The sequence below is a fragment of the Mangrovimonas sp. DI 80 genome (genome assembly GCF_001975575.1).
GTDB lineage: Bacteria > Bacteroidota > Bacteroidia > Flavobacteriales > Flavobacteriaceae > Mangrovimonas_A > Mangrovimonas_A xylaniphaga.
This window is the reverse complement of record NZ_MSDT01000006.1, coordinates 420,805-447,141: the sequence shown is the minus strand read 5'-3', so window position 1 is coordinate 447,141 and position 26,337 is coordinate 420,805. Positions and strand designations below refer to the sequence as shown.

The following is a 26,337-nucleotide window of genomic DNA, read 5'->3' as shown; positions in this document are numbered from 1 at the left end:
AAAAAAAAGGATTAAGAAGCCACTTCCTCTTTCATAAACTGCACTTCATACAGATTTTTGTAGTAGCCATCTGTTTTCTTGAGCAATTCCTTATGAGTCCCCTGCTCCACTATTTTCCCTGCATCCATCACCAAAATCATATCAGCCTTTTTGATGGTGGCCAATCTATGGGCAATAACAATAGAAGTTCGGCCTTTTGTGATTTTATCGGTAGCATCCTGAATCAATTGTTCGGAATGGGAATCGACTGAAGATGTGGCTTCATCCAATACCAACACACTAGGATTGGTAACATAGGCTCTTAAAAAGGAAATCAGTTGACGTTGCCCAGAAGACAACATTACACCGCGTTCCTTCACATTATATTGGTAGCCGTTAGGCAAACTCATGATAAAATCATGAATCCCAATATTCTTAGCTGCAGTCTCCACCTCCTCCTGTGTAATATTCGGATCGTTTAAAGTGATATTGTTGAAAATAGTATCAGCAAACAAAAAGACGTTTTGTAACACCACAGCAATCTGAGCCCTTAATGATTTAAGCGTCATATCCTTGATGTCAATCCCATCGATTAAGATATGTCCACTCTGAATGTCATAAAAACGGTTCAACAAATTGATAATGGTAGATTTTCCAGCACCGGTAGCACCAACAATGGCCACCGTTTGTCCTGCTTTCACCTCAAACGACACTCCTTTCAGCACTTCTTCATTTTCCACATACGAAAAACGCACATCCCTAAAGGAAATATCCCCTTTAAAATGTTCGGCTTCCAAAGAACCGGTATCGTCTATTTGAGAGGTTGTATCCAACACCTTAAACACCCTATCGGCCGCCACCATACCCATTTGCAAGGTATTGAACTTATTGGCTATTTGGTTCAAAGGTCTGAACAACATAGGGATCATCATGATAAAAGCTGTCAATTCACCCACCGAAGCTGTGCTGTCGTTTATGACTTGTAGTCCACCATACCACACCACTAACCCAATGGTAATGGAAGATAGAAATTCCGCTACTGGAAAGAAAATGGAGTTATACCATACCGTTTTCAACCACCCTTTTTTATGGCGCTCGTTAATGGCCATGAAGTTCTTGTACTCAATATCTTCTCGGGTAAACAACTGCAAAATCTTCATTCCCGTCACACGCTCCTGAACAAAACTATTTAAGTTGGACACTTCCGTCCTTACATCCTGGAAAGCCAACTTCATGTACTTTTGGAAAATTCTAGTAGCAAATAACACCAAGGGTAAAGTAGTAAAGACAATTAATGACAATTCCCAATTCATATAAAACATCATTGCTCCCACAGCAAGCATTTTAAGAACATCACTAAAAATCATAAAAAGGCCTTCACCAAAAATATCGGCAATACGTTCCATATCGGTTACGGCTCGTGTAATCAAAATTCCTACGGAAGAGTTATCAAAATACTTCATTTTGAAACTTAGCATATGCTTGAAAAGTTTCACCCGAATATCCTTTACTACCGATTGTCCCAACCAGGAAGCATAATAAATGAACAGCAATTGGCAAACTACCTCCAACACCAATACCAATACCATTAATAGGATATAGTTCAAGAAGCCATCATACTCGTGGGTTGCCATTTTTGTATCTATGGCCAGCTGTAAAATTTTGGGACGTATCGCTCCAAATACAGCAAGCCCCACTACAAAAGCCATGGTCCACCAAAACACTTTTTTGTAAGGGCGCGTATAGTGCATTAAGCGCTTGAACAAGGTGACATCAAAAACATTTCCTTTCTTGGACATAACTTACTTTATAGTTTTATTGATTCGGGATAGACCACCTCCGTTAAATATAATCCGTGTGCCGGTACCGAAAAACCAGCTTCACTTCTACTCTTGGATGCGATAATTTGATGTAGATCTTCCAAAGAAGTTTTGCCTAAACCTATGTTCACCATAGTGCCCACAATGGCTCTTACCATGTTTCGTAAAAACCTATCGGCGGTAATGATAAAAGTAAGTTCGCCATTAGCCTCCTCCCACATGGCTTCCTTGATATCACATATATATGTTTTTACATCTGTGTTGGTCTTAGAAAAACACTGAAAGTCCTTATACTGTTTCAATATTTCACAGGCTTCATTCATCTTTTCCACATCTAAAGAAGCGGTCATTAAATAAGCATAATCAAAAGAAAACACATTTTTACGATTGGAAATTTTATAATGATAAGTCCTTCCAGTAGCATCAAAACGTGCATGGGCATCTTCCTTCACCCTGAAAATATCATGAATAGCGACATCCTTTGGCAGAAACGAATTTAGTCTGAATACCAAGTTAAGGTCTTCCACCTCTTTATCGGTATCAAAATGGGCAAACATCTGCGAAGCATGCACCCCAGTATCCGTTCTTCCCGCTCCTACAATCGCTATGTCCTCCTGCAACAACATGGACAATGCCTTTTCCAAAACTTCCTGCACCGAAATGGCATTGGGCTGGTTTTGCCAACCATGGTAGGCCTTGCCGTTGTATGACAATTCAATAAAATATCTCAATCGAAAATCTTAATTTTGCTTATGAACCCACAAAGATAAAGTTATTCCCGCTAAGGCAGGAATCTAATATTTAAAAAAAGGAAAAACGATTTTCCATTCCTAAAGATGAAACGGATACTTTTACTCTCAGATACCCACAGCTATATAGATGACGACATCCTTAAATATGTAAAACAGGCTGATGAAGTGTGGCATGCAGGAGATATTGGTGACTTAAAAGTAACAGACGCCATTAAAGCCTTAAAACCTTTAAGAGCTGTTTATGGGAATATTGATGATACCAAAGTTAGAACCGAATTCCCCGAAAATAACCGTTTTATGTGCGAAGATGTAGATGTATGGATTACCCATATTGGAGGCTATCCTCCACGTTACAACCCTAGGGTAAAACCTGAGATTTATGAAAATCCCCCGAGGCTATTTATCTGTGGGCACTCGCATATACTAAAGGTTATGCCCGATAAGAAATTGAACCTACTCCACATGAATCCTGGAGCTGTTGGCACACATGGGTTTCACAAAGTAAGAACCATGCTGCGTTTTACCATAGATGGCCCCAAAATTGACAATTTGGAAGTGATAGAATTCAAACGCTAAACCCTATTTCAAATACCCCATAAAAAAACCCAGAACTTTCGCTCTGGGTTTTTTACGCACTAAAATAATTAAGATATAAGGTTTTATCGTAATCGATCTACAGATTTTACAAGATCTTCATCCCTTTTGATGGCTTTATTGGCTAAAACCAAAAATACGATAGAAAAGATAGGAAGAAGAATCCCAATACCTTTCTCAGAAACATCTGCTTCTCCAGATAAATTTAGAGATTGATATACAAATAATCCTAATAAAATAAAGTTCAATATGATGTTAAGTCGTCCCAATACAAATTGTGACTTCCTATTGTTATATCTAAATACAGACACCAAAGATAATATTGCTGACAATAAAAACAAACCTAAATACAATATATTGTCTTTGGCAAAAAAAGGTGCCCCCTCAGAGGTAGTCCATAAATGGAATACAAAACTCAAACCGGCCGAAATACCAGTAGCAATCAATAAATAAACAGTTTGAATACGCTGTAGCATCTATTTTTAAAAATTTAGCCACAAAACTAAGAGTTTCTTTTTAAAAGATGTATTAAATTATAAAATAAAATTGTATTATTGCATAAGTAAGCTGCTACCCAAAAGGTTTACAGCCTATTAAATCTTCAGATTTTTTTCTAGTTTTTCCCATTTATTTCAATTTCAGAAAACTTCGAATCAAATCAATTCAGTAAATATTACATTATTTTTTATTAATATACATGTTTGAAATTTCGCAATTAAAGGAAAAGAAGCTTTCCGAGCTACAGGAAATCGCTAAGCAATTAGACGTACCTAAGTTCCGCACCCTTAAAAAATTGGATTTGGTATACCAAATCCTAGATCATCAGGCAGCCAATCCGGAAGCCTTCAAAAAAGAAATCATCGCTCAGGCCAGCACTAATGAAGCGCAACCTGAGAAAAAAGAAACCGCTCCGGCTAGCACGAATAAATCGCAACCTGAGAAAAAAGAAACCACTCAGCCCGAAAGAGCCCCTAGAAAGAAAAGAGAGCGTATAAAAAAACCAGCCACCCAACAAAAAGAACAACAGCAAATGGAATTTGCTGAAGCCAAAAAAGAGGCCGCTCCTGCCCCTAAAGAACCTAAAGCAGCCGAAACAGCTGCCCCTGCCGTTGCCGAACAAAAGAAAACCAACGACAAGAACATCAAACAGCGTCCTAAAGAGTCTGACAAAAAGCAACGCAACGACAACAAGCAAAATCAAAGAGATAACAAAAACGAACATCAAGGAAACAACGGTAACAAGGACACCAGAAACCGCTACCGTGAACCTGATTACGAATTTGATGCAATTATAAAAAGTGAAGGCGTTTTGGACATCATGCAAGACGGCTACGGTTTCCTTCGCTCTTCAGATTATAATTATTTGTCTTCACCTGACGATATTTATGTATCGCAATCACAAATTAGATTGTTTGGGTTAAAAACTGGAGATACCGTTTTAGGACATGTGCGCCCGCCAAAGGAAGGTGAAAAGTATTTCCCTTTAATTAAAGTAAGTAAGATTAATGGTCAAAAACCTGAAGTGGTTAGAGACCGTGTTTCTTTTGAGCACTTAACACCTTTGTTCCCTCAGGAGAAATTCAATATCGCTGAAAAACAAGCCACTATTTCTACAAGAATTATGGATTTGTTCTCTCCTATCGGAAAGGGACAACGTGGAATGATCGTTGCTCAGCCAAAAACTGGTAAAACTATGCTTCTTAAGGATGTGGCAAACGCCATTGCGGCAAACCACCCTGAAGTATACCAAATGATTTTGTTGATTGACGAACGTCCAGAGGAGGTTACAGACATGCAACGAAACGTGCGTGGTGAAGTAATTGCTTCGACGTTTGATAAAGAAGCTCACGAACACGTAAAAATTGCCAATATTGTATTGGAAAAAGCCAAACGTTTGGTTGAATGTGGTCACGATGTGGTAATCCTTTTAGATTCCATTACAAGATTGGCCAGAGCGTACAATACTGTACAGCCTGCTTCTGGTAAAATATTAAGTGGTGGTGTTGATGCCAATGCGCTTCACAAACCAAAACGTTTCTTTGGAGCTGCGCGTAATATTGAAAATGGAGGTTCTTTGACCATTATCGCAACAGCATTAACCGAAACAGGTTCTAAAATGGACGAGGTAATCTTTGAAGAATTTAAAGGAACAGGTAACATGGAACTGCAATTGGACAGAAAAATCTCCAACCGTAGAATCTTCCCTGCTATCGATCTTACGTCTTCAAGTACCCGTAGAGACGATTTGTTACTGGACGACAACACCATTCAAAGAATGTGGGTAATGAGAAAATACCTTGCCGATATGAACCCTGTAGAGGCTATGGAGTTTATCAACGATCGCTTTAAACAAACCAGAAACAACGAAGAGTTCCTGATCTCCATGAATGGATAGAAATTGAGTATTTTAAACATTGTATATTTAACCCCATGATATTCTTCGTGGGGTTTTTAAATTATCCAATAAATTCTACTTATTGTTCTATATCTTAGCAAATAAAAACTAAAAAAGACATGTCTAACATTCCTAAAAATGAGTATTTCACAAAAGAACAAGAACTCACGGCAAGATTTGCCAAGGCATTGGCACACCCCGTACGGATTGCCATTTTGGAATTGTTACATTCTCAAGCCTGTTGCTATCACGGAGATATGGCAGAGGAACTTCCTATTGCAAAATCCACCCTGTCACAACATTTAAAGGAACTCAAAGAGGCAGGCCTTATCCAAGGAGACATTACCCCTCCTACGACGAAGTACTGTATTCACAAAGAAAATTTTGCCCTAGCCAAATCCCTTCTTAGCAAAGTCTTTGGCTAAAGTTTTTTTTAAAAATACTGTTCGTATTATTACGAACTTTTGATATATGTTCGTATCTTTACGAATAGAATCATACCTTCAAAAAATGACACGGATAAAAGTCTTAGGTCCCGGTTGTGCCAAATGCAAAACCACCTACAACAATGTTCTGGAGGCTCTTAAGCAAACCCATAAAGAAGCTCAGGTAGAAAAAGTAGAAGACATCGAAGAAATGTTGAAATACAATATCATGTCCACACCTGCGCTGGTGATTGATGATGAAATAAAAATCAAGGGCAGGGTCCCGCTTACCAGTGAAATTATAGAGCTTTTAAAAAACTAATCCTTTTACTATTGGAAAAAAGAGAACCTTTGGCCTCCGTCTAGATGACGAAGACTCCAAAACATGAATTATGTTCAATTGGATACTACAGTTTGCGGATTGGCTTATTTATAGCGTTTTTGGCTTGGCTCCAGAAACCCATTTGGGAAAAGCGCTCAATTTCTTTGTCTACGACAGTTTAAAAATAGGGTTACTGCTTTTTTTTATGGTGCTCCTAATGGGAATGGTGAATACCTACTTCCCTGTGGAGCGCCTTAAAAATTACCTCTCCAAAAAAGAGCTATTTGGCTTGGAATATATCTTTGCCTCCTTTTTTGGAGCCATCACCCCATTTTGTTCCTGCTCCTCTGTACCATTGTTCATAGGGTTTGTACGGGGAGGGATTCCCTTAAGTGTTACTTTGGCCTTTCTCATCACCTCTCCTTTGGTAAATGAAGTTGCCATAGCAATGTTTTTAGGCTTGTTTGGACTAAAAACCACTCTCATTTATGTTGTATCAGGAATCCTATTGGGTTCTGCTGGCGGTTGGGTATTAAGGAAATTCAACCTAGACCCCTTGCTCACAGATTGGGTAAAAAAACTACTAACCAAAAACCAACAAGAGTCACTATATGAAGAGGAAACTTCAAGTTTTATGCAACGTTTGCCTGGTATAGTCAGAGATGCTTGGCAAATTGTAAAAAGCGTGACCCCATATGTTATTTTGGGCCTTGCCATTGGAGCAGCCATGCATGGCTATGTCCCTGAAAACTTTTTTGAACACTATTTGAGCGGTTCACAATGGTGGACAGTACCCTTAGCCGTCATACTCGCCGTTCCCATGTATGCCAATGCCGCTGGGATTGTTCCCGTCATCCAAGTATTTGTGGCCAAAGGCATCCCACTTGGCACCGCAATTGCCTTTATGATGGCTACCGTGGGACTCTCCTTCCCTGAGGCTACCCTACTCAAAAAAGTAATGACCACTAAACTCATCGCCATCTATTTTAGTGTGGTAACCCTCTTCATCATATTATCGGGATTCCTGTTTAATGTGCTGCTTTGAAACTTTCCCCTGTTTTATGTATGTGAATTGCCCTTGAACAATTCCAAACAACACAGTAACTGTTACAAATTCAATTATTTGTCGTCTTATAACCATAGAAACTTATAAGATGGCATTTTCAATAGAACAATTCTTAAAATCCGGTCACGACATTGAATATTTCAAAAACGACTACATCTTACGTCAGGGAGACATTTCGAAAAGAGCCTACTTTGTCAAAGAAGGTGTGGTAAGGCATTTTGTTATTGATTTAAAGGGGAATGAAAAAACCATAAGACTTTCCAAAGAGAATGATTTTTTCTATTCCTCCAACATCAGTTTTTGGACAGGGGAATCCTCGTATATAAACTGTCAGGCCCTATTAAATGCCAAACTGTTATACTGGACAAAAGAAGAACTTGACAGCCTAAGTACATCCCAACCAGATTTTCTCGCTTTTGAAAGTGCCAAACTAAAGGAGTTCATTATTGAAAAACACAAAAAAGAACTCGCTGGTCTTACTCAAAATGTCACACAAAGGCTCTTGGAATTCAATGCCCTGAACAGCTCGCTTTTTAACCGTATTCCCCACCATATCATTGCATCTTATTTAGACATGACCCCAGAAACATTGTCGCGGATAAGAGCCAGATTAAAAGCTGTAAAATATTGATTTAAATCAATGTAAAGATATTTTCAGCATCATAGTTTTGTTTCATCAATCATAAAAACGTAAAATCATGACAAAACAATCTGTAATTTCACTAGCCTTTGCCCTATTCCTATTGTGCGCCTGTTCCGTTGACACCATCGAAGGATCAGGTATTGAAACCACCCAATCCAGAGAGTTGCCAACCTTCACTAAAATTGAAAGTGAAGGTGTTTTTGAAGTCAATATCATCCAGAGCAGCGACCAATTGGTGGAGATCACAGCCGACAATAACATCATTCATTTGGTTAAAACAGAGGTGAGCAACAACACCCTAAAGTTATACTTGGACGAGGATAAAAACTACAGAGACATCACGGTAAAAGCCACAATTCAGGTAGAAAATATTACCAGTATTAAAAATTCTGGTACCGGAGACATTACCGTGATGGATGTCGATCTAGCAGGCAATTTTAAAATCGATAATTCTGGAACCGGAGACATTTCTATATACGGGATATCCGAAGGTCTAACCTTTACGAACGAAGGAACCGGGGACTTTCACGGGTTTGATTTCTTTATAGACCACGGCGACATAAAAATTGAAGGCAGCGGCGATTGCGAAATCAATTGCAGCAATCAGTTGGACGTAAACATTGAAGGTAGCGGTAATATTTATTATCTTGGTAATCCCGTTATCTCCGCCCAAATTACAGGATCCGGAGAAGTGACTAATGTCAACTAAAAGAGTTCAAAACCAACCTAAACAATATAGTCATTTATGAGATACTTGATGCTTTCCATTATAGCAATAACGCTGTCCTGTGCCCAATCCACCAAAAAACTAATTGATGATACCAAACTAACCCAAGAATTGGATAGTTTAATTGAAGTACAGGACTTCTTTAAATTAAAAAAGCAGTATCGCTCTCAAAAAAATAATTTGAGCAAAGAAAATAGCCTCTACTATGAGGCTATCATTCTAAATCGGTTTAACGACTTGGAAGCATCCAATTCGAAAATTGCTAAACTGCTCAATATGGAAACATTACATCTAAATGATACCATGTTCAATACCCTGTACAATACCAGACTGTTAAACCATGTCAATCTGTACCAATATAAGGAAGCAGCTGAAGCCAGTGAGCATATCTTAAAAAACTATCGTCTTGTCAATGACTCCTCTAAAATTGAAAATTTAGAAAACGAATGGAAGATTTGGACATCTCTATCATCCATACCTCCTCAAGAAATCATCAAAAATGAGGACGCCACAATCCCCATGACCAAAGACAAGGTTGGACTTTTTAATATCGATGCCTCGATTAACAATAAAACCTACAATTACATTTTTGATACGGGTGCCAATATTTCGGTAATAAAACGATCCCTTGTAGAAGAACTAGGCCTCACCTACATCGAATCTGACTTTTATGTCACGGCCTTCACGGGTGAAAAGGTAGATAGCGATCTGGCTATCGCTAAGGAACTCAGCATAGGAAATCTCACCTTTAAAAATGTGGTGTTTTTGGTTTTGAACGATGAGGACATTTCCTTTCCTCAGATAGAATATTTTATCAACGGAATTATTGGCTTCCCAGTTATTGAAGCCATGGAGGAAGTACGCATTTCCAAAGACAATACTATCTCCACTCCAAAAACACCAATTGACTATAAGCAAAACAACTTTGCTTTGGACGGCCTCACACCTATAATCGCTATAGAATACCAAAATGACACATTAAGCTTTGGATTTGATACGGGCGCCAAAAGCACCTCATTATATGCCCCATTTTTTAGAAAATATAAAAAGGAGATTGAACAGCGCTATACCTCCCAAACCTTTACCTCTGGCAGTGCGGGTGGCATTATTGAATTTGAAGGTTATATTATGGATAGCATCCCCTTAACCATTGGTAATTCCAAAACCTCTTTAAGCAGCATACAACTTCATAAAAACGATATAGAAGCAGACGCCGATCATTTCTATGGCAATCTTGGTCAAGACTTTATCAAACAATTTGATGAAATGATCATAAGTTTCAAATACAGCTCGGTTATTTTTAAATGAAAGAAACCAAATAAATCTCAGTTATTATAGAAGGAATTTTCTTAAATTTATTCTAACCTTTTTATTAAAGGTATTTGCGAGTAATCCTTAACCAACCCATACATGAAACCTGAGTTTACCGAACAACAAAAATTCACCCAATGGTGGCTTTGGCTTATCTTAATTCCCATTGGCATTATGCCACTTGTGGGCATTTACAAACAGTTCATTCTGAAATAACCTTTTGGAGACAAACCCATATCAGACCTCGGACTTATGGGCTTCGCTTGTTTCATCTTTGCTTTGGTTGCACTTTTTTTTGTCATGAAATTGACAACCAGAATCAACAAAAGCGGCATTGAAATGAGTTTCTTTCCCTTTGTAAAAAAGACCACCAAATGGAGCGACATCAAAACGGCCCAAGTAATCAATTATGGGTTTGTTGGAGGTTGGGGCATCCGTCTTTGGACCAAATATGGTACCGTCTACAATATGAAAGGCAACAAAGGCTTGGCTATTGAGCTTTTAAATGGTAAAAAATTCCTGATAGGCACACAAAAGGAAGCGGAATTAACAAGTCTACTTAAAAAATTGGGTGTTTAATAACAGTCTATCGTCTTTTCTGAATCAACAATAACCTTTATCCTAACTAAAAGTCATGACCGCTGTAATGGATATTAAAAACATTATGTTTAGCCCTATGTTGTCTATAAATTAGCTTGATTATGAATAAAATTATTTTAAGAACATTAGTTTTTGCTATTCTGCTTTTTGGATGTAATGCAGATAAAGCGAAGACTATTATAGGAATAAAACAAGTTAACTGCCAGAGTCCAACTGATGCCATAGTAAAATTCAAAGAACTAAAAGAAAATGATGTTTCATTAGCTATATTAAACTATGCAAAAAGTAAAAATATTGAATTTAGCAATTTAGAGGAAAAAGAAATTTCTGACTGGATCAATAACACAGTATTCAGTGCCCAAAGAAGCTATTCAGGAATTAAAGAATGGAATATTAATGATGATGATATTTGCTTTGTACAAAATATAAAAATTGAATCTGCATCAGACTCCACTCAAGTTTCTGAAGTTGACATCAAAATATGCAATTCGATTTTAACTAAAGATGTTTCTGCTGGGAACTACTGGGAATTTGATTTCGAAAATTTTGTAATTCACCTAACTTATTGTTTCGATGCAATAGAGTTTATTAAACCAGTGGGCTACTATGAAATTTTAGATAAAAATGGACAAATGGAACGCTCTTTAAAGACAAATTTAAGAAAACATAATTGTGTAGTTCATATCAACTTGACATTTATAGACAAAAAAAGAAATACAGAATTTCATAAGCAAATCTTATCTGATATGGACTTTTATATACCGATTTTAGAAACTGGGGAAAACTATAAACAACATTGGATACAATCCATTACCAGCTCTTAACTATTCCTTTAAAAACCTCTCGGATTTTGTTTATACCCGTTCCTCAAGTTATAGCCAAAGGGTTCACTACTCACTACTTACTCCCTCGTCACTTCGAGTGCTGTTAACGCAGGAAACAGCGTATCGAGAAGGCACTACTCCTATTGATAACTTTTAATAACTCATAGTATTTTCTTACATTCTGATTAGAAAAACACCTAACTTTATAGGTAATAAAAACCAAAAGCGCATATATAAGCTTCAGTACTTTGTTGCGAACAATTTTGATATGAACAAAATAACACGAGATTTTATCCAACAATATTATAACTCTGGTTTCGATGAAGAATCAGATAATTTAAAATCAATTTTTGAAGACGTATTTGACCTATTCATAACTGAACATTATGATGAAGAGTATAATACTCTATTTTGTAACATTCACAATAATTTTCATAAAGGTCATAATTGCGTTGCTTGTAATTTGAATGAAAGTAATCTACGAATTGAAAACTTTTTAATTCAATATCGAAATTTCAATGATATACATTTGACCTTTACAAATTTTATTCTTTTGTTATATCTGCAAGTGGAATCTATATACGAGTACTTTGACATAATACAATTACAAGAATCTTACAAGAGTAAACACTTTAGAGTTTTTCAGGATGTAAAAAGATGGGCTAATTTTCTAAAACACCCTAAATCCTTTATGCTAGTTCATCATCCTAGCTGGACCTACGAAGGAAGAAAAGTTAGGATAGAAATTGATAGCGAAGAATTAATTGATGAGATAATAAAAAGAACAAATCCCACCATTGATTCTAACTTCGTAAACGTATTTTATGCCGGTGATAAGAAGAATAAAGAATTATTTAAAAAGTTGAACAAAAAAGAAGATGTTCTAATCTGTTTCCCTAATCCAATACAATTAATAAAAGAATTCACAAAAGCACAGAAAAAATTCACTGAGATTATTGCTAACAATTAAATTGTAAGAGACTTGTTAGAAAATAAAACTACAATTGAAAATCATTTTACAGACGATACAGAACAATAAAAAATTGTTACAAAGCCCCACTTAGAAGACATCTTTAATAATTGCTCCCTCCTCATTGCTTTGCGATTGCACACATTATCAATGCTATAGTCGAATCGTAAAAGACACCTATATTTAAACTGTTCCGTCACTTCAAGTGAAGTTACCGCAGGAAACATCATATCGAGAAGTCAATACGCCGTCACCCTGAGCTTTTCGAAGGGCTCACTACAAAATACCAATATCTAAATACTCTCTGCTGAATTCAATCCACAAAAAAAGCCGAACATTGCTGTTCGGCTTTTTGTCGGGGTGGCAGGATTCGAACCTGCGACCTCCTGCTCCCAAAGCAGGCGCGATAACCGGGCTACGCTACACCCCGTAAGTGTGATCTCGTTGCGTAGTTTATCTCGAGCTTGTCGAGAGGCTACACCCCGAGTGGTTATCTAATCCATTAAGAACATTGAAATGCTCTTAAATTGGGTGTGCAAATATATAGCTTTTATTGAAAAACCAACAACATTTCTTCAGAAATTTAAAAACCTTATAAAATTCCCTAATAGTAGTCAAAATTTCAGCAGTTAAATTAGGACAAATATCCTCTTTTGCCTTACTGTATTAAACATCCACAAACCATTGACTACCCAAACATTGAAGATAAATAAAGCCACTATAAACTTCCCTAACAACCATGAATAGGCTTCCAATCGCTCTTTTGTCATCACAACAAAAAAAATTAAAACCAAAAAAATTGTTCAAGATGCGTTTTGCTCCCATAAATCTAACCTACACCCAATGCATGCCTTTTTTCCTTAACATTAACATCCCATTTGTAAAGGAAATTTATTGGCCAAACTTTAAAATTTCAGTACCTTGACAACGCTTATTTCCTCCTTAGCAAAGTAGCTTTGGAAGAACATCGAACTCTTTGGTTTAGAGATTGGATATGCTCATAAATTATCAAACTATTACGCTCAACATAATGAATCTATACACACTCTTTATTTCGCTTTACCTCTCCTTTGGAGCTGGGACAAACTACTATACACCGGTACAAAAGTCATCGTTACAAGACAGCATCAAAAAAGGCAAAGTGGTGTATGAAAGCTTTTGCATGACCTGCCATATGGCCAACGGAGAAGGCCTCCCAAAAGCATTTCCTCCCTTGGCTAAAGCCGATTACCTCATGAACAAAAGAGCAGAGAGCATCAAAGCTATCAAATATGGACTTTCCGGAACCATCGTGGTCAATGGCAACACCTTCAAGGGCTCTATGGCCCCATTGGGATTGTCCGATAAACAGGTAGCCGATGTCATGAATTACATCACCAATTCATGGGGCAATGAGTCTGATAAAATGGTTACGGAAAAAGAAGTTTCGGAAATTCGCCCTTGATTATTCTTGTAAATATTTAAATTTGCTTCATTAATAAAAGAAGAATTATGCTAATTATAGGGATTGCAGGAGGAACCGGCTGTGGCAAGACAACGGTAGTGAACCAGATACTCGAACAATCGCCTGATGGTGAGATTGGTATAATATCGCAGGATTCTTACTACAGGGACACCTCACACCTTACTTACGAGGAACGTACGGCCATCAATTTCGACCATCCAAGATCCATCGATTTTGAGCTCATGGAGGCGCATCTCAAAGAACTGAAAGAGGGCAATACCATAGAGCAACCTATCTATTCCTTCGTAAAGCACAACCGCACGGGCGAAACCGTAAAAACTGCTCCTACCAAAGTAATGATTGTAGAAGGCATTTTGATCCTTACCCACCCCGAACTGCGCAAATTGTTCGACATAAAAATCTACGTGCATGCCGATAGTGACGAGCGCTTGATTCGCCGTTTGAAAAGGGATATCTCAGAACGTGGAAGAGATCTGGACGAAGTCCTGTCACGCTATCAGGACACCCTCAAGCCCATGCACGAACAGTTCATTGAACCAACAAAGGAATATGCCGACATCATCATTCCTAACAACAGATACAACACGGTGGCCATAGACATCGTAAAATCCATTATCAACCAAAGTTTATAAACGCGTTGACCTTTAAAATAAAATACCTTAAGCCCCTTAAAAATCCATTCGTGCTCATCTTGTTGGGCTTTGCCGTTTGGATGCTGTTTTTTGATGCCAACTCCTGGCTCATCCACCATGAACTCAATACCGATATTGAAGAATTGGAAGATGAAAAAGAGTACTACAAAAAAGAGATTGCAAAAGACAAGAAAGCCATCAAAGCCCTGAGTACAGAAGAAGGCCTTGAAAAATTGGCCCGAGAAAAATATTATATGAAAAAAGCGAACGAGGAGATATACATTATCGAATACGAAGACAGCTTAAAAACACAATCGAACCATGACTAAATTGGCATTCAACGAATTTCAAGAGGTCTCTTCCAAACAATGGAAGCAGAAAATACAGGTCGACCTTAAAGGAGCCGATTATAACGACACCCTTATTTGGAATACCAACGAAGGCATCGATGTAAGGCCTTTTTACCATTTGGATGAAATGGAATTGCCCTTTCCAAATCCAAGTACTCAAGCTTCTCAATGGACCATCAACCAGACCATTTTTGTAGCCGATGAAGCAAAATCCAATGCCAAAGCCAAAAAGGTTCTTAACCGTGGTGCGGAAAGCATCACCTTTGTCATTCCTTCTTCCGGAGTTGACTTAAACGCCCTAATGGAAGGCCTGCTGAACTCTAAAACCACCTTTCATTTCACCCTGCAGTTTTGCTCAGATGAGTTTGTAAAGGAATTAAAGGCACTTTTGGGCAACACGCCTTTCGCGATACATATTGACATTATTGGAAATTTGGCAAAAACAGGAAACTGGTACCGCAATCTAAATAGCGATATCGAAGCTTACAAAGCCATCGTCGCCGAAACCAACGGCATTACCATCAATATGGGGCTATACCAAAATGCGGGAGCCAACCATATACAGGAACTGGCCTATGCCCTAGCCCACGCCAACGAATACCTAACCCACTTGGATAGCAACCCTAGTATTAAAGCCACCTTCCAAGTGTCTGTGGGCAGCAATTACTTTTTTGAAATTGCCAAGCTTAGAGCCTTACGTTTGCTTTGGGCCTCACTAGCTTCAGAATATAATGTAGACGAAACCTGCCATATCATTGCCACCCCTACCAAGCGCAACAAAACCTTATACGATTATAATACCAACATGCTACGCACTACGACCGAGTGCATGGCGGCCATTTTGGGAGGGGCCGACACTGTGGGCAATTTGGCCTATGACGCCATTTACCACAAAGACAACGAATTTGGTGCGCGTATTGCCCGTAACCAACTCTTGGTACTGAAACATGAAAGTTATTTCAACAAGGTGAACAATCCTGCCGATGGCGCCTATTATATTGAACAGGTCACAGACCAGTTGGCGGACAAAGCTCTGGAATTGTTCAAGGACATTGAGCAACAGGGCGGCCTGTTGAAACAGTTAAAGGAAGGCACTATTCAACGTAAAATAAAAGAAAGCGCCTCCAAGGAGCAGGAAGCCTTTAACAAAGGTGAATTGGTCCTTTTAGGAACCAACAAACACCCCAACCCAAAGGATAGAATGAAAGACGAGTTGGAGCTTTACCCCTTTGTCAAAACCAATCCGGTAAAGACACTTCTGCCGCCAATCGTAGAGAGACGCTTGGCCGAAGCTTTGGAACAACAACGAATCAAATCAGAATAACCAAATCATTTAAAATTATGAAATTTAAATTAGTGACATTATCAGTAATCTTAAGTTTTACCTTGTTCAACTGCAAACAGGAATCCAGCACGCCGGACATTCCTTTAATATATGCCAACCGCAACGAGATTAAGCTCTGCAACAGTAAGGACTCCTTACTATTGAACGAAGCCCTGCAATCTTTTGAAACCGATCTTTTGGATACCTATGGAGACGAAAAGAAAAACAGCAATAGAGCCTACACCCAGTTTTTCAATGCGGTGAGAACCAAAAGAATTGATTATACAACCATGGCTTCAGACCATACCAAGGAAGTTTTGGGAGCCTTAAAAACCCAACAAGGGCTTTGGGTTACCGATGGCACCGAATACCACCTAAACTACAACAACCCAATTGTAGAGTGTGTGAGCACCAACATGACCGAGTCTGGTTTCAAAACCACTTTTAAAGCCTTATTGGATACAAACAGCATGAGCTACAGAATGTATGGAGAAGCCATTAGAAAACAGACTACCGTGCTAAACAAAGACAAATATTTGGCGCTTTTTGTGGCTTTGGACATGTATTATGCAAAAATGCTCAACATCGACTTTTCAAAAGTGGAAGCAGCCTCTAATGTTGATTTCAACCAGACACCTCCTAAACAGGAAGACAACCACGAAGGACACAACCACTAATCATGTATAAAAAACTGCTTTCCATATCCCTCTTGTTCCTAACACTAACCTCTTGTATGCAGGTGGCACAGCAAGTCAACAATTGGGCGGAACCTATAGAAGGAAGTGAAATATATGGCGACTATTTCCAATTGGATGACGACGCCATAAAAATATTTCTGCCGGACTCATTTGTAAAATATTCGGCGGTGGAATACCAACAGATGTTGGATTCTATGCTTACCAAAGAAGCCTATGAATTTGAAACTAGAAGGCTTAGGCATTTAAGGGAAATGGAAGGCAATCATTATCTATTTTTCGATAAGGGAAATGGCGCTACTTACAGTATAAACACCATGCCGTTTACCCCTATAATCAAGAGGGACGCCCAACAACTATTGGGGCTCATCAGGCTAAACTACGAACAAACAACCACAGGCTCCGATTTGGAATTCAATAAAATAACAGCAAAATACAGTTCCAATGCGGGCACCCAAATATTCAAAGCGGTCTATCGCGTTGATAATAAGGAGACACAAATTACGGCCTACAGCGCCAGTTATATACTGTCTGGGAACAAAAAAACGGTAATGATAAATCTAACCACTCCGTTTGAAGTGGATTTTGATCCCTACCTTCAAAAAATGATACTCTAATGCAAAGAAAGAACCTTCAACATATCACCCTCAAAAGGACCTTGGAAGCTCCCGAAAAGAGCGTTCAGGAAACCTTTCAAACGGCCGAGGACATTCCGGTAAAAAACACCTATTCCAAAGCCGATTTGGAGGAAGTGGACCACCTTAATTTCGTGGCAGGGATCGCGCCCAATTTACGTGGGCCTTACAGTACCATGTACGTAAGGCGCCCTTGGACCATCAGGCAATATGCCGGTTTTTCCACAGCGCAGGAAAGTAATGCCTTTTACAGAAGAAATTTGGCAGCTGGTCAAAAAGGACTATCCGTAGCCTTCGATTTGGCAACCCACAGAGGCTATGACTCCGACCACGACCGTGTGGTGGGAGACGTTGGAAAAGCAGGAGTAGCCATAGACTCCGTTGAGGACATGAAAGTGCTTTTCGACCAAATTCCATTAGACAAAATGAGCGTTTCCATGACCATGAACGGTGCCGTATTGCCCATCATGGCCTTTTACATTGTAGCAGCCGAAGAACAAGACGTAAAACCAGAACAGCTCTCTGGAACCATTCAAAATGATATTCTAAAGGAATTTATGGTGCGTAATACCTACATCTACCCGCCTACACCTTCTATGAAGATCATTTCGGATATTTTTGAATACACCAGCCAACACATGCCAAAATTCAACAGTATCAGTATTTCGGGCTACCATATGCAGGAAGCCGGCGCTACCTGCGATATTGAATTGGCATACACCTTGGCCGACGGATTGGAATACATCCGTAAAGGATTGGATGCAGGTATGGACATCGACACTTTTGCGCCTCGCCTATCCTTCTTTTGGGCCATTGGGATGAACCACTTTATGGAAATTGCCAAAATGAGGGCGGCCAGAATGCTCTGGGCAAAACTCCTGAAGCAATTCAATCCTAAAAATGAAAAATCACTGGCATTGCGTACCCACTGTCAAACTTCGGGATGGAGCTTGACGGAACAAGATCCCTTCAACAATGTGGCTCGAACCTGTATAGAAGCTGCTGCAGCAGCGTTTGGAGGCACCCAATCCTTGCATACCAATGCCTTGGATGAGGCCATTGCACTCCCAACGGATTTTTCGGCACGTATTGCAAGAAATACACAAATCTACCTTCAGGAAGAAACCCAGATTACCAAAACTGTGGATCCTTGGGGAGGCAGTTATTACGTAGAAAAACTTACCCATGACATTGCAGAAAAGGCTTGGGCGCTCATTGAAGAAGTAGAAGCACATGGAGGAATGACCAAAGCTATCGAGGCCGGTATCCCAAAAATGAGAATCGAGGAAGCGGCGGCCCGTAAACAGGCCCGCATCGATTCTGGACAGGATATCATTGTTGGGGTGAATAACTACAGATTGGAGCACGAAGCGCCCATCCAAACCTTGGAAGTAGACAACCAAACCGTACGAAACCAACAGATAGAACGCTTAAATAGCCTAAAGGCCAAGCGTAACAACGAAGCCGTACAACAGGCCCTTTCAAAATTAACCGAAGCCGCCCACAGCAGTGCCGAAAATTTATTGGCCCTAGCCGTAGAAGCGGCCCGCGAACGTGCTACTTTAGGAGAAATCAGTGATGCTTTGGAAACAGTCTTCGGACGTTACAAAGCGCAAATAAAATCAGTTTCAGGTGTGTACAGTAAAGAAATAAAAGAAGACGATTCCTTTAAAAAAGCAAGGGAATTAGCCGATACATTCGCCAATCAAGATGGTCGCAGACCGCGTATCATGATTGCCAAAATGGGCCAGGACGGTCACGATCGTGGCGCCAAAGTGGTCGCCACAGGATATGCCGACATCGGTTTTGACGTGGATATTGGTCCATTGTTCCAGACCCCTCAGGAAGCTGCCAAACAGGCTGTTGAAAACGACGTCCACGTGTTGGGAGTATCCTCTTTGGCCGCCGGTCATAAAACCCTGGTACCACAGGTAGTAGAAGCCCTCAAAGCCTATGGCCGTGAAGACATTTTAGTAATTGTTGGCGGGGTAATCCCAAAACAGGATTACCAATATTTATTTGATGCCGGCGCAGTAGCTGTATTTGGTCCTGGAACCAAGATTAGCGATGCAGCCATTCAAATTTTAGAAATTTTGATTGACGAATAAAGAGTATCACCACCACATATAGCCCCAATAAACCCTTGCGAGACCAAGACTGCTTTGAAAATAAACGTTTAACGTTTGTTAACAATTAACGTTTTTTAAACTCGCAAATAATCGTATTTTTACCAAGACAAAAACCAAATCAATTAATGGGTAAAATCATTGCAATTGCAAATCAAAAAGGAGGCGTTGGAAAGACAACGACCTCGGTAAACTTAGCCGCTTCTTTAGGTGCTTTAGAAAAAAAAGTATTGCTTATCGATGCCGATCCTCAGGCCAATGCAACCTCAGGCCTTGGTATTGATGTTGAAAGCATTGAAATTGGAACCTATCAATTATTGGAGCATACATTGCCCGTAGAGGAATGCATTATGCCAACCGAGTCCCCTAACGTAGACATCATTCCTGCGCACATCGACTTGGTGGCTATCGAAATTGAATTGGTTGATAAGGACCAACGTGAATACATGATGAAAAAGGCCATAGGCCACTTAAAGTCAACTTATGACTATATCTTGATCGACTGTGCCCCATCTTTGGGCCTTTTGACCTTGAACGCCCTAACCGCTTCGGACTCCGTAGTAATTCCTATCCAGTGTGAATATTTTGCTTTGGAAGGATTGGGCAAACTGTTGAACACCATCAAGAGTGTTCAAAAAATCCACAACCAGGATTTGGATATCGAGGGCATGTTGTTAACCATGTACGACGCCCGTTTACGCTTGTCCAACCAAGTGGTTGAGGAGGTTCAAAAACACTTTAGCGATATGGTGTTTGAAACCATCATCCAACGTAATGTACGTTTGGGGGAAGCGCCTAGTTATGGTGAAAGCATCATCAACTATGACGTGACCAGTAAAGGCGCCGTAAATTATTTAAATTTGGCGAAAGAAATCATTAAAAAGAATGAGTAATGGCGAAGGTAGTAAAAAAGCAGGCCTTAGGAAGAGGACTTTCCGCACTTCTTAAGGACCCAACTAATGATATAAGTTCTGTTCAAGATAAAAATGCCGATAAGGTTATTGGAAATATTGTCGATTTGGATATCACTTCCATTGAAATCAATCCATTCCAGCCCCGTACCAATTTTAACGAAGAAGCCCTTCGTGAATTGGCCACTTCCATTAAGGAACTTGGGGTCATCCAACCTATTACGGTTAGAAAATTAGATTTCAACAAATACCAATTGGTATCTGGAGAGCGTCGTTTTAGAGCCTCCAAATTATTGGGCTTGGAAACCATTCCGGCCTACATCCGTATTGCCAACGACCAAGAGTCTTTGGAAATGGCCTTGGTGGAGAACATCCAACGTCAAGATCTGGATCCTATAGAAATCGCTTTGTCCTACCAACGTTTGATTGATGAAATCAACCTTACTCAGGAACAAATGAGCGATCGTGTGGGAAAAAAGCGCTCTACCATTGCCAACTACCTCCGTTTGTTAAAATTGGATCCAATCATCCAAACAGGCATGCGTGATGGCTTTATTTCCATGGGGCATGGTCGTGCGATTATCAATATTGAGGATCAAAACGCCCAATTGGAGATTTACGAAAAAATCATTTCCAATAAATTATCCGTACGTGATACCGAAGCCTTGGTAAAAACCTACCAAGAAGAAAAGACAGTTAAAGTACCGAAAAGCAAATCAGGCGAACAAGAACTACCTGTGTTCATCAAAGATGGAATTAAGGAGTTCTCGGAATACTTTGGACACAAAATTAAGGTTAAAGTTTCCAAGAATGGTAAAGGAACCATTTCCATTCCCTTCCATTCCGAAGAAGATTTTAACCGTATGCAAAAATTAGTTAAAGGTGTCAAATAAGCTTTTTTATAGTACGCTTTTTTTCATCCTATGTCATCTTTCAGGTAACGCTCAAACTCAAACGGACAGCACAGCTGTAAACACCGACCTAATGGTGGTACAAGACAGCGTAAAACGTCGTCCATTGAATATATTGGCTCCTTCAAAGGCTGCTTTCTATTCTGCTGTGTTACCTGGTTTGGGACAGGCCTACAACAAGAAATACTGGAAAATCCCGATTGTTTATGCAGCATTGGGAACCGGTATTTACTTTTATGTAGACAATAGTAAGCAGTACGACCGCTACCGTGATGCCTACAAACGCCGTTTGGCAGGTTTTAAGGATGATGAGTTTTGGGGTGAAGATTCTGAAGGAAATCCTTTGGAGAATCCGCGCCTTTCCAGGGATGGTTTGATCAGAGCCCAAAAAACCTTGCGAAGCAACAAAGAAGTGTCACTCTTGGTGACCTTAGGACTATATGCCCTTAACATTATAGATGCCAATGTCGACGCGCATTTACTGCAATACAACATCGACGAGAACTTGGCATTGAAACCTCACTTTAAATATAACGAACAAGATAATAGTTCCGATTTGGGACTTACCCTCAATTTTAAATTTTAGATTATGAAAATAGCCTTATTGGGATACGGAAAAATGGGAAAGGCCATCGAAGCCATTGCCATCGACCGTGGACACTCTATTGTAATTAAAGCCAATGCCGATACCGATGATTATGACATTACCGAAGCTGATGTAGCCATAGATTTTAGTGTGCCCTCTTCGGCATTTAAAAATATTTCCAAATGCCTTAGCAACGGGGTGCCTGTCATTTCAGGAACCACTGGATGGTTGCAGGATTACGATAAGGCTGTTGAACTTTGTAATGCGAATGAAGGTGCCTTTATTTATGCGTCTAATTTCAGTCTTGGTGTCAACCTCTTTTTTGAGTTGAACCGTGTGTTGGCCAACTTGATGAAAGGACAACCGCAATACCAAGTGAGCATGGAGGAAATCCACCACACTCAAAAATTGGATGCCCCTAGCGGAACGGCCATTACACTAGCCGAAGGAATTATCGACAACAATGCCACCTACAACAATTGGACTTTGGAAGCGCCTCAAGAGGACCAAATCCAAATTGAAGCAAAACGTATTGCTGACGTTCCAGGAACCCACATTATCAACTACGATTCTGAAATTGATTCCATTCAAATTTCGCACACCGCACACAACCGTCAAGGGTTTGCTTTGGGTGCCGTGATTGCTGCGGAATGGATTGTTGGGAAAAAAGGTGTATTTTCGATGAAAAATGTGTTAAACATTGGTTAAGGAGCGCTTTCTTCTTACCATTTTCAATACATTTCAACCCACTAAACTCTAAAACATGACATTATCACAATGGTTTATCTTTTTCCTTGCCGTACAAGTAATCCACGGCTTGGGAACCTGGAAACTTTATGTTAAAGCAGGACGTCAGGCATGGGAAGCATTTGTTCCCGTTTACAATGCGGTCATCCTCATGAAAATCATTAACAGACCTTGGTGGTGGACCATTTTGTTATTTGTTCCTATTGTGAACCTAATCATGTTTCCGGTGGTTTGGGTGGAGACAGCAAGAAGTTTTAAAAAGAATTCTACCACTGATACCCTTTTGGCAGTTGCTACTTTAGGATTTTACAATTGTTATCTAAACTATGTAGCGGATGTTGAATATGTTGAAAATCGTGATTTACATCCCCGTACTGCTTTTGGGGATTGGGTGAGTTCGATTCTGTTCGCCATTGTGGCCGCAACCATTGTGCACACCTATTTTATTCAACCGTTTACCATTCCTACCTCCTCTTTGGAAAAGACCCTTTTAGTAGGGGATTTCCTGTTTGTAAGTAAGGTTAACTATGGAGCCAGAATCCCAATGACAACTATTGCCGCGCCTATGGTACACGATACCATTCCCGGTGCCAAAATAAAATCGTATATCCCAAAATTTGAATTGCCTTATTTAAGACTCCCTGGTTTTGAAGATATCGAGCGCAATGACATTGTGGTGTTCAATTGGCCTGTTGATACCATGTTGGACATGTATCACACAGACAAGTATTACTACAAACCTATCGACAAAAAAACCAACTATGTAAAGCGGTGTGTGGGTATTCCAGGGGATTCTTTGGAATTAAGAGATGGCTATGTTTACATCAACGGAGAGCAAAATGACCTTCCAGATCGTGCCAAGTTGCAATTCTCTTATGAAATCTCTTTTAAAAGAAATATCCATCCACAAGAAATTGTAGCGATGTTGAATCGTTACGACATTACAGACGGTTTGGCTTATGGAAGAAGTCAAGGGTCTTATTTAATTCCTGCTGCTTCTGATGAAGCCATTGCTCGTTTAAAAAACCACCCAGATGTGGCAGACATCGTTTCTTTAAAAAGTCCTAAAGGAGAAAGATCTTCTGGAATTTTCCCAAGTAATGTAGCCTACAACTGGAACAACGATAATTTTGGCCCATTGTATATCCCTAAAGAAGGTGCAACTATCGATTTGAATCTTGAAACATTACCACTTTACAAACACTTAATTACCCATTACGAAGGGCATAAATTGTCTGTAAATGGAAACCAAATTCTTGTAGATGGACAACCTACTACTAGTTACACCTTTGTAAAGGATTATTACTGGATGATGGGAGACAACCGTCATAATTCACAAGATTCACGTGTTTGGGGCTTTGTACCGTTTGATCACGTGGTTGGGAAACCTGTATTTATCTGGATGAGCTGGGGCAATGGCAAACCGCGTTGGGAGCGTTGGTTCACCACTGTTGAAGGTAGTGGCAAGCCTACTTCCTACTTAATTCCGTTCTTGGTGTTATTGGCAGGTTGGTTTGGCTTCAGCAAATGGAGAAAACGAAAAGCAGAATAAACATTCTCTAGTTTTTAATAGATTTTTAGTAGTTATGGATATTGTCATACACCCTACCTATTTTCCCAATGTGGCACATTTTGCAGCACTATTGCAGGCAAAAACTGTCACCTTGGAAATGTGTGACAACTACCAAAAACAGACCTACCGTAACCGCGCCTATATATATGCGGCCAATGGTAAGTTGCTTTTGAATATTCCTATCAAGCATACCCAAAAAAACCGACAGCTTTACAAGGATGTAAAAATTGCCAACGACACCGATTGGCAGTTGCTGCATTGGAAATCTTTGGAATCGGCCTATCGTACCTCCCCATATTTTGAGTTTTACGAAGCCGATTTGGAGCCTCTGTTCAAAACACCTTTTGAATATCTTTTAGACTTCAATTTGAAATGTTTTGAAACTATTTGTGAATGTCTGCAATTGGACATCAACTTTGAAACCACTAACGAGTATCACAAAGACCCGACTCCGCTAGAAGATTTTAGAAGCTTGGTGAATAGCAAAGGAGAACCCCAAAGAGAATTTGAAGCCTACACACAAGTGTTTGGCGACAAACATGGTTTTATTTCCAACCTGAGCATCTTGGATTTGTTATTTTGCGAAGGCCCTAATGCCATTACCTATCTGGAAGCTCAGAAACTACAAAAGTAATGCTACAAACCTTTATACATTACGGGATTCACTTTGTGCTTCCCGTGTTGGTTGCAATTATTTTTTTCAAACCAAAATGGCTATGGGCAACGCTCATCATGTGGGCCTGTTTTGCCATCGATTTAGATCACTTACTGGCAACCCCTATGTTTGATCCCACACGCTGTAGCATCAATTTCCACCCACTTCACTCCTATTATGCCATTGCAGTTTATGCCGCACTTTCATTTTGGAAACCTAGTAGAATTTTGGGAATAGGCCTGCTCATTCACATTTTGGCAGACTCGGTAGACTGCCTATTGATGCAGCTTTAATTTGGTCATGATGGGATAATGATCGGAAAGTTCGGTATCGAAGGTTTTAAAACTGTTCACCTCAAAATCCTTATCCGCTAAAATAAAATCAATCCTTACTGGGAAAAACTTGAAGTTAAACGTTCGTCCAAAACCATTTCCAGCCTCTACAAAAGTATCCTGAAGTTCTCCTTTGATTTCCTTGTACACATAGGAATAGGCCGTATTGTTGAAATCGCCACAAATAATCATTTTATAGGGACATTTCGCCTTGTTTCGTAAAAAGAGTTCTGTCTGACTTTGTTGCATCTTAAAAGTGCCTCCAACACGCTTAAACAGGTTCTCAGAGGATTCCTCGGCCAACTTTTCCACATTAGGATCAATCCTCAGCGATTGTAAATGTACATTGTAGATTCTGATGGTATCTTTCAATTTTACAATATCTACAAAAATGGCATTGTTGGAAGAATTTGGAAACTCAATAGAACCGGAATTCACAATAGGGTATTTCGAAAAAATGGCCTGCCCACTCTTTACCTTATTTCCCGACACCTTTTCAAACTTATGATAATTTTTGAGTTGAATACTTTCATCTGGACGGTATTCCTGAAGACTTATAATATCTGGTTCCTGGGCTTTGATAAAGCCCAACATTTCTTTCTTAACGTCTTTGTCTTTGATCCATTCAAACAAATTGAACAAACGTACATTATAAGTAATCACCGAAAGGTTGGCCTCATCTTCGACATCTTTGGAAGACGAAAATTTATAAAGTGAAAACAGATAGGTATAACCAATACTTAGGACCAACAGCGACAACAATAGTTGCTTCTTGACTTTGAGCAACCAATAAATGACAAACAGAATATTGAGGAGGATGAGTACCGGAACCGCTAAACTAAGCACCGATAAAAAAGCAAATTTACCAGGCGATACGTGAGGTAAAATATAAGACAGCAACAACATAGTTGCTACAATGGAGTTAATGAAGAATACTAATTTTTCAATGATTTTTGGTCGCTTCATA

The 26,337-nt window shown here is 39.5% G+C and carries 29 protein-coding genes and 1 tRNA gene; 25 read left to right on the top strand and 5 right to left on the bottom strand.

Annotated features, from left to right (window positions below):
• Window positions 1-11 precede the first annotated feature (11 nt).
• Both BKM32_RS14005 and truA read right to left on the bottom strand, forming a co-directional pair.
• Entirely contained in the window at window positions 12-1,778 is a 1,767-nt protein-coding gene (locus BKM32_RS14005; RefSeq protein WP_053975516.1) for an ABC transporter ATP-binding protein, read from the bottom strand.
• Between the two features lie 8 nt (window positions 1,779-1,786).
• Complete coding sequence (gene truA / locus BKM32_RS14000; protein WP_076664422.1) at window positions 1,787-2,530, bottom strand: tRNA pseudouridine(38-40) synthase TruA; 744 nt, start codon at window positions 2,528-2,530, stop codon at window positions 1,787-1,789.
• Between the two features lie 105 nt (window positions 2,531-2,635).
• On the opposite strand from truA, the gene BKM32_RS13995 reads away from it, so the two are divergent.
• The gene (locus tag BKM32_RS13995) at window positions 2,636-3,127 is read left to right on the top strand and encodes a metallophosphoesterase (protein ID WP_076664420.1); all 492 of its coding nucleotides are present in this window, start codon (window positions 2,636-2,638) and stop codon (window positions 3,125-3,127) included.
• An 83-nt stretch (window positions 3,128-3,210) separates the two neighbouring features.
• Here BKM32_RS13995 and BKM32_RS13990 read toward each other — a convergent pair whose 3' ends face one another.
• Entirely contained in the window at window positions 3,211-3,621 is a 411-nt protein-coding gene (locus BKM32_RS13990) for a DUF4293 domain-containing protein (protein WP_076664418.1), read from the bottom strand.
• 221 nt (window positions 3,622-3,842) lie between these two features.
• Here BKM32_RS13990 and rho point away from each other — a divergent pair, with 221 nt between their 5' ends.
• The 10 genes from rho (at window position 3,843) to BKM32_RS13940 (ending at window position 12,428) form a co-directional block, all read left to right on the top strand.
• The gene (gene rho / locus BKM32_RS13985) at window positions 3,843-5,540 is read left to right on the top strand and encodes a transcription termination factor Rho (RefSeq protein ID WP_053975520.1); all 1,698 of its coding nucleotides are present in this window, start codon (window positions 3,843-3,845) and stop codon (window positions 5,538-5,540) included.
• A 119-nt stretch (window positions 5,541-5,659) separates the two neighbouring features.
• Window positions 5,660-5,965 carry a helix-turn-helix transcriptional regulator gene (locus tag BKM32_RS13980; RefSeq protein WP_123812126.1) on the top strand — a complete coding sequence of 102 codons (306 nt, stop codon included), beginning with the start codon at window positions 5,660-5,662 and terminating at the stop codon, window positions 5,963-5,965.
• An 85-nt stretch (window positions 5,966-6,050) separates the two neighbouring features.
• Window positions 6,051-6,287 (top strand): thioredoxin family protein, encoded by a 237-nt coding sequence (locus BKM32_RS13975; RefSeq protein ID WP_076664416.1) that lies wholly within the window; start codon window positions 6,051-6,053, stop codon window positions 6,285-6,287.
• Window positions 6,288-6,357: 70 nt separating this feature from the next.
• Complete coding sequence (locus BKM32_RS13970) at window positions 6,358-7,332, top strand: permease (RefSeq protein ID WP_076664414.1); 975 nt, start codon at window positions 6,358-6,360, stop codon at window positions 7,330-7,332.
• A 109-nt stretch (window positions 7,333-7,441) separates the two neighbouring features.
• Entirely contained in the window at window positions 7,442-7,984 is a 543-nt protein-coding gene (locus BKM32_RS13965; RefSeq protein ID WP_076664412.1) for a Crp/Fnr family transcriptional regulator, read from the top strand.
• A 67-nt stretch (window positions 7,985-8,051) separates the two neighbouring features.
• A complete protein-coding gene (locus BKM32_RS13960; protein ID WP_076664410.1) occupies window positions 8,052-8,705 on the top strand; it encodes a head GIN domain-containing protein in 654 nt (217 codons plus the stop codon).
• Window positions 8,706-8,741: 36 nt separating this feature from the next.
• Entirely contained in the window at window positions 8,742-10,031 is a 1,290-nt protein-coding gene (locus tag BKM32_RS13955) for a retropepsin-like aspartic protease (RefSeq protein WP_083702193.1), read from the top strand.
• A 303-nt stretch (window positions 10,032-10,334) separates the two neighbouring features.
• Complete coding sequence (locus tag BKM32_RS16585) at window positions 10,335-10,613, top strand: hypothetical protein (protein WP_253187464.1); 279 nt, start codon at window positions 10,335-10,337, stop codon at window positions 10,611-10,613.
• Between the two features lie 122 nt (window positions 10,614-10,735).
• Window positions 10,736-11,458: a hypothetical protein gene (locus BKM32_RS13945; RefSeq protein ID WP_076664406.1), complete on the top strand. Its 723-nt coding sequence runs from the start codon at window positions 10,736-10,738 to the stop codon at window positions 11,456-11,458.
• A 268-nt stretch (window positions 11,459-11,726) separates the two neighbouring features.
• Entirely contained in the window at window positions 11,727-12,428 is a 702-nt protein-coding gene (locus BKM32_RS13940) for a hypothetical protein (RefSeq protein ID WP_076664404.1), read from the top strand.
• Between the two features lie 355 nt (window positions 12,429-12,783).
• Here the strand turns inward: BKM32_RS13940 and BKM32_RS13935 are convergent.
• A tRNA-Pro gene (locus BKM32_RS13935) sits at window positions 12,784-12,858 on the bottom strand.
• A gap of 600 nt (window positions 12,859-13,458) precedes the next feature.
• Between BKM32_RS13935 and BKM32_RS13930 the strand changes: the two genes are divergently transcribed.
• The 14 genes from BKM32_RS13930 (at window position 13,459) to BKM32_RS13865 (ending at window position 25,331) form a co-directional block, all read left to right on the top strand.
• On the top strand, window positions 13,459-13,872 hold the full coding sequence (locus BKM32_RS13930; RefSeq protein WP_083702197.1) for a cytochrome c: 414 nt from the start codon (window positions 13,459-13,461) through the stop codon (window positions 13,870-13,872).
• 47 nt (window positions 13,873-13,919) lie between these two features.
• Window positions 13,920-14,525 (top strand): uridine kinase, encoded by a 606-nt coding sequence (gene udk / locus BKM32_RS13925; RefSeq protein WP_076664402.1) that lies wholly within the window; start codon window positions 13,920-13,922, stop codon window positions 14,523-14,525.
• 5 nt (window positions 14,526-14,530) lie between these two features.
• Complete coding sequence (locus tag BKM32_RS13920; RefSeq protein ID WP_076664400.1) at window positions 14,531-14,854, top strand: septum formation initiator family protein; 324 nt, start codon at window positions 14,531-14,533, stop codon at window positions 14,852-14,854.
• A complete protein-coding gene (locus BKM32_RS13915) occupies window positions 14,847-16,199 on the top strand; it encodes a methylmalonyl-CoA mutase subunit beta (RefSeq protein WP_076664398.1) in 1,353 nt (450 codons plus the stop codon). The genes BKM32_RS13920 and BKM32_RS13915 overlap by 8 nt, the downstream gene beginning before the upstream one ends.
• A 17-nt stretch (window positions 16,200-16,216) precedes the next feature.
• Complete coding sequence (locus BKM32_RS13910; protein WP_076664396.1) at window positions 16,217-16,876, top strand: hypothetical protein; 660 nt, start codon at window positions 16,217-16,219, stop codon at window positions 16,874-16,876.
• A gap of 2 nt (window positions 16,877-16,878) precedes the next feature.
• The gene (locus BKM32_RS13905; RefSeq protein ID WP_123812124.1) at window positions 16,879-17,511 is read left to right on the top strand and encodes a hypothetical protein; all 633 of its coding nucleotides are present in this window, start codon (window positions 16,879-16,881) and stop codon (window positions 17,509-17,511) included.
• The gene (gene scpA, locus BKM32_RS13900) at window positions 17,511-19,637 is read left to right on the top strand and encodes a methylmalonyl-CoA mutase (protein ID WP_076664392.1); all 2,127 of its coding nucleotides are present in this window, start codon (window positions 17,511-17,513) and stop codon (window positions 19,635-19,637) included. The genes BKM32_RS13905 and scpA overlap by 1 nt, the downstream gene beginning before the upstream one ends.
• A gap of 146 nt (window positions 19,638-19,783) precedes the next feature.
• Window positions 19,784-20,548, top strand: coding sequence for a ParA family protein (locus tag BKM32_RS13895; protein WP_053975545.1), 765 nt, complete (start codon window positions 19,784-19,786; stop codon window positions 20,546-20,548).
• The gene (locus tag BKM32_RS13890) at window positions 20,548-21,459 is read left to right on the top strand and encodes a ParB/RepB/Spo0J family partition protein (RefSeq protein ID WP_076664390.1); all 912 of its coding nucleotides are present in this window, start codon (window positions 20,548-20,550) and stop codon (window positions 21,457-21,459) included. The genes BKM32_RS13895 and BKM32_RS13890 overlap by 1 nt, the downstream gene beginning before the upstream one ends.
• Window positions 21,449-22,063: a DUF5683 domain-containing protein gene (locus BKM32_RS13885; protein ID WP_076664388.1), complete on the top strand. Its 615-nt coding sequence runs from the start codon at window positions 21,449-21,451 to the stop codon at window positions 22,061-22,063. Before BKM32_RS13890 ends, BKM32_RS13885 begins: the two co-directional genes overlap by 11 nt.
• A gap of 3 nt (window positions 22,064-22,066) precedes the next feature.
• Window positions 22,067-22,771 carry a 4-hydroxy-tetrahydrodipicolinate reductase gene (dapB, locus tag BKM32_RS13880; protein ID WP_053975548.1) on the top strand — a complete coding sequence of 235 codons (705 nt, stop codon included), beginning with the start codon at window positions 22,067-22,069 and terminating at the stop codon, window positions 22,769-22,771.
• A gap of 55 nt (window positions 22,772-22,826) precedes the next feature.
• A complete protein-coding gene (lepB, locus tag BKM32_RS13875) occupies window positions 22,827-24,362 on the top strand; it encodes a signal peptidase I (RefSeq protein WP_076664386.1) in 1,536 nt (511 codons plus the stop codon).
• Window positions 24,363-24,396: 34 nt separating this feature from the next.
• Entirely contained in the window at window positions 24,397-25,017 is a 621-nt protein-coding gene (locus tag BKM32_RS13870; RefSeq protein WP_076664384.1) for a WbqC family protein, read from the top strand.
• Window positions 25,017-25,331, top strand: coding sequence for a DUF6122 family protein (locus tag BKM32_RS13865; protein WP_076664382.1), 315 nt, complete (start codon window positions 25,017-25,019; stop codon window positions 25,329-25,331). The genes BKM32_RS13870 and BKM32_RS13865 overlap by 1 nt, the downstream gene beginning before the upstream one ends.
• On the opposite strand, the gene BKM32_RS13860 is transcribed toward BKM32_RS13865, so the two are convergent.
• Window positions 25,314-26,336 (bottom strand): endonuclease/exonuclease/phosphatase family protein, encoded by a 1,023-nt coding sequence (locus BKM32_RS13860; RefSeq protein WP_076664380.1) that lies wholly within the window; start codon window positions 26,334-26,336, stop codon window positions 25,314-25,316. The two genes, BKM32_RS13865 and BKM32_RS13860, sit on opposite strands and share 18 nt — an antisense overlap.
• Window position 26,337 lies beyond the last annotated feature (1 nt).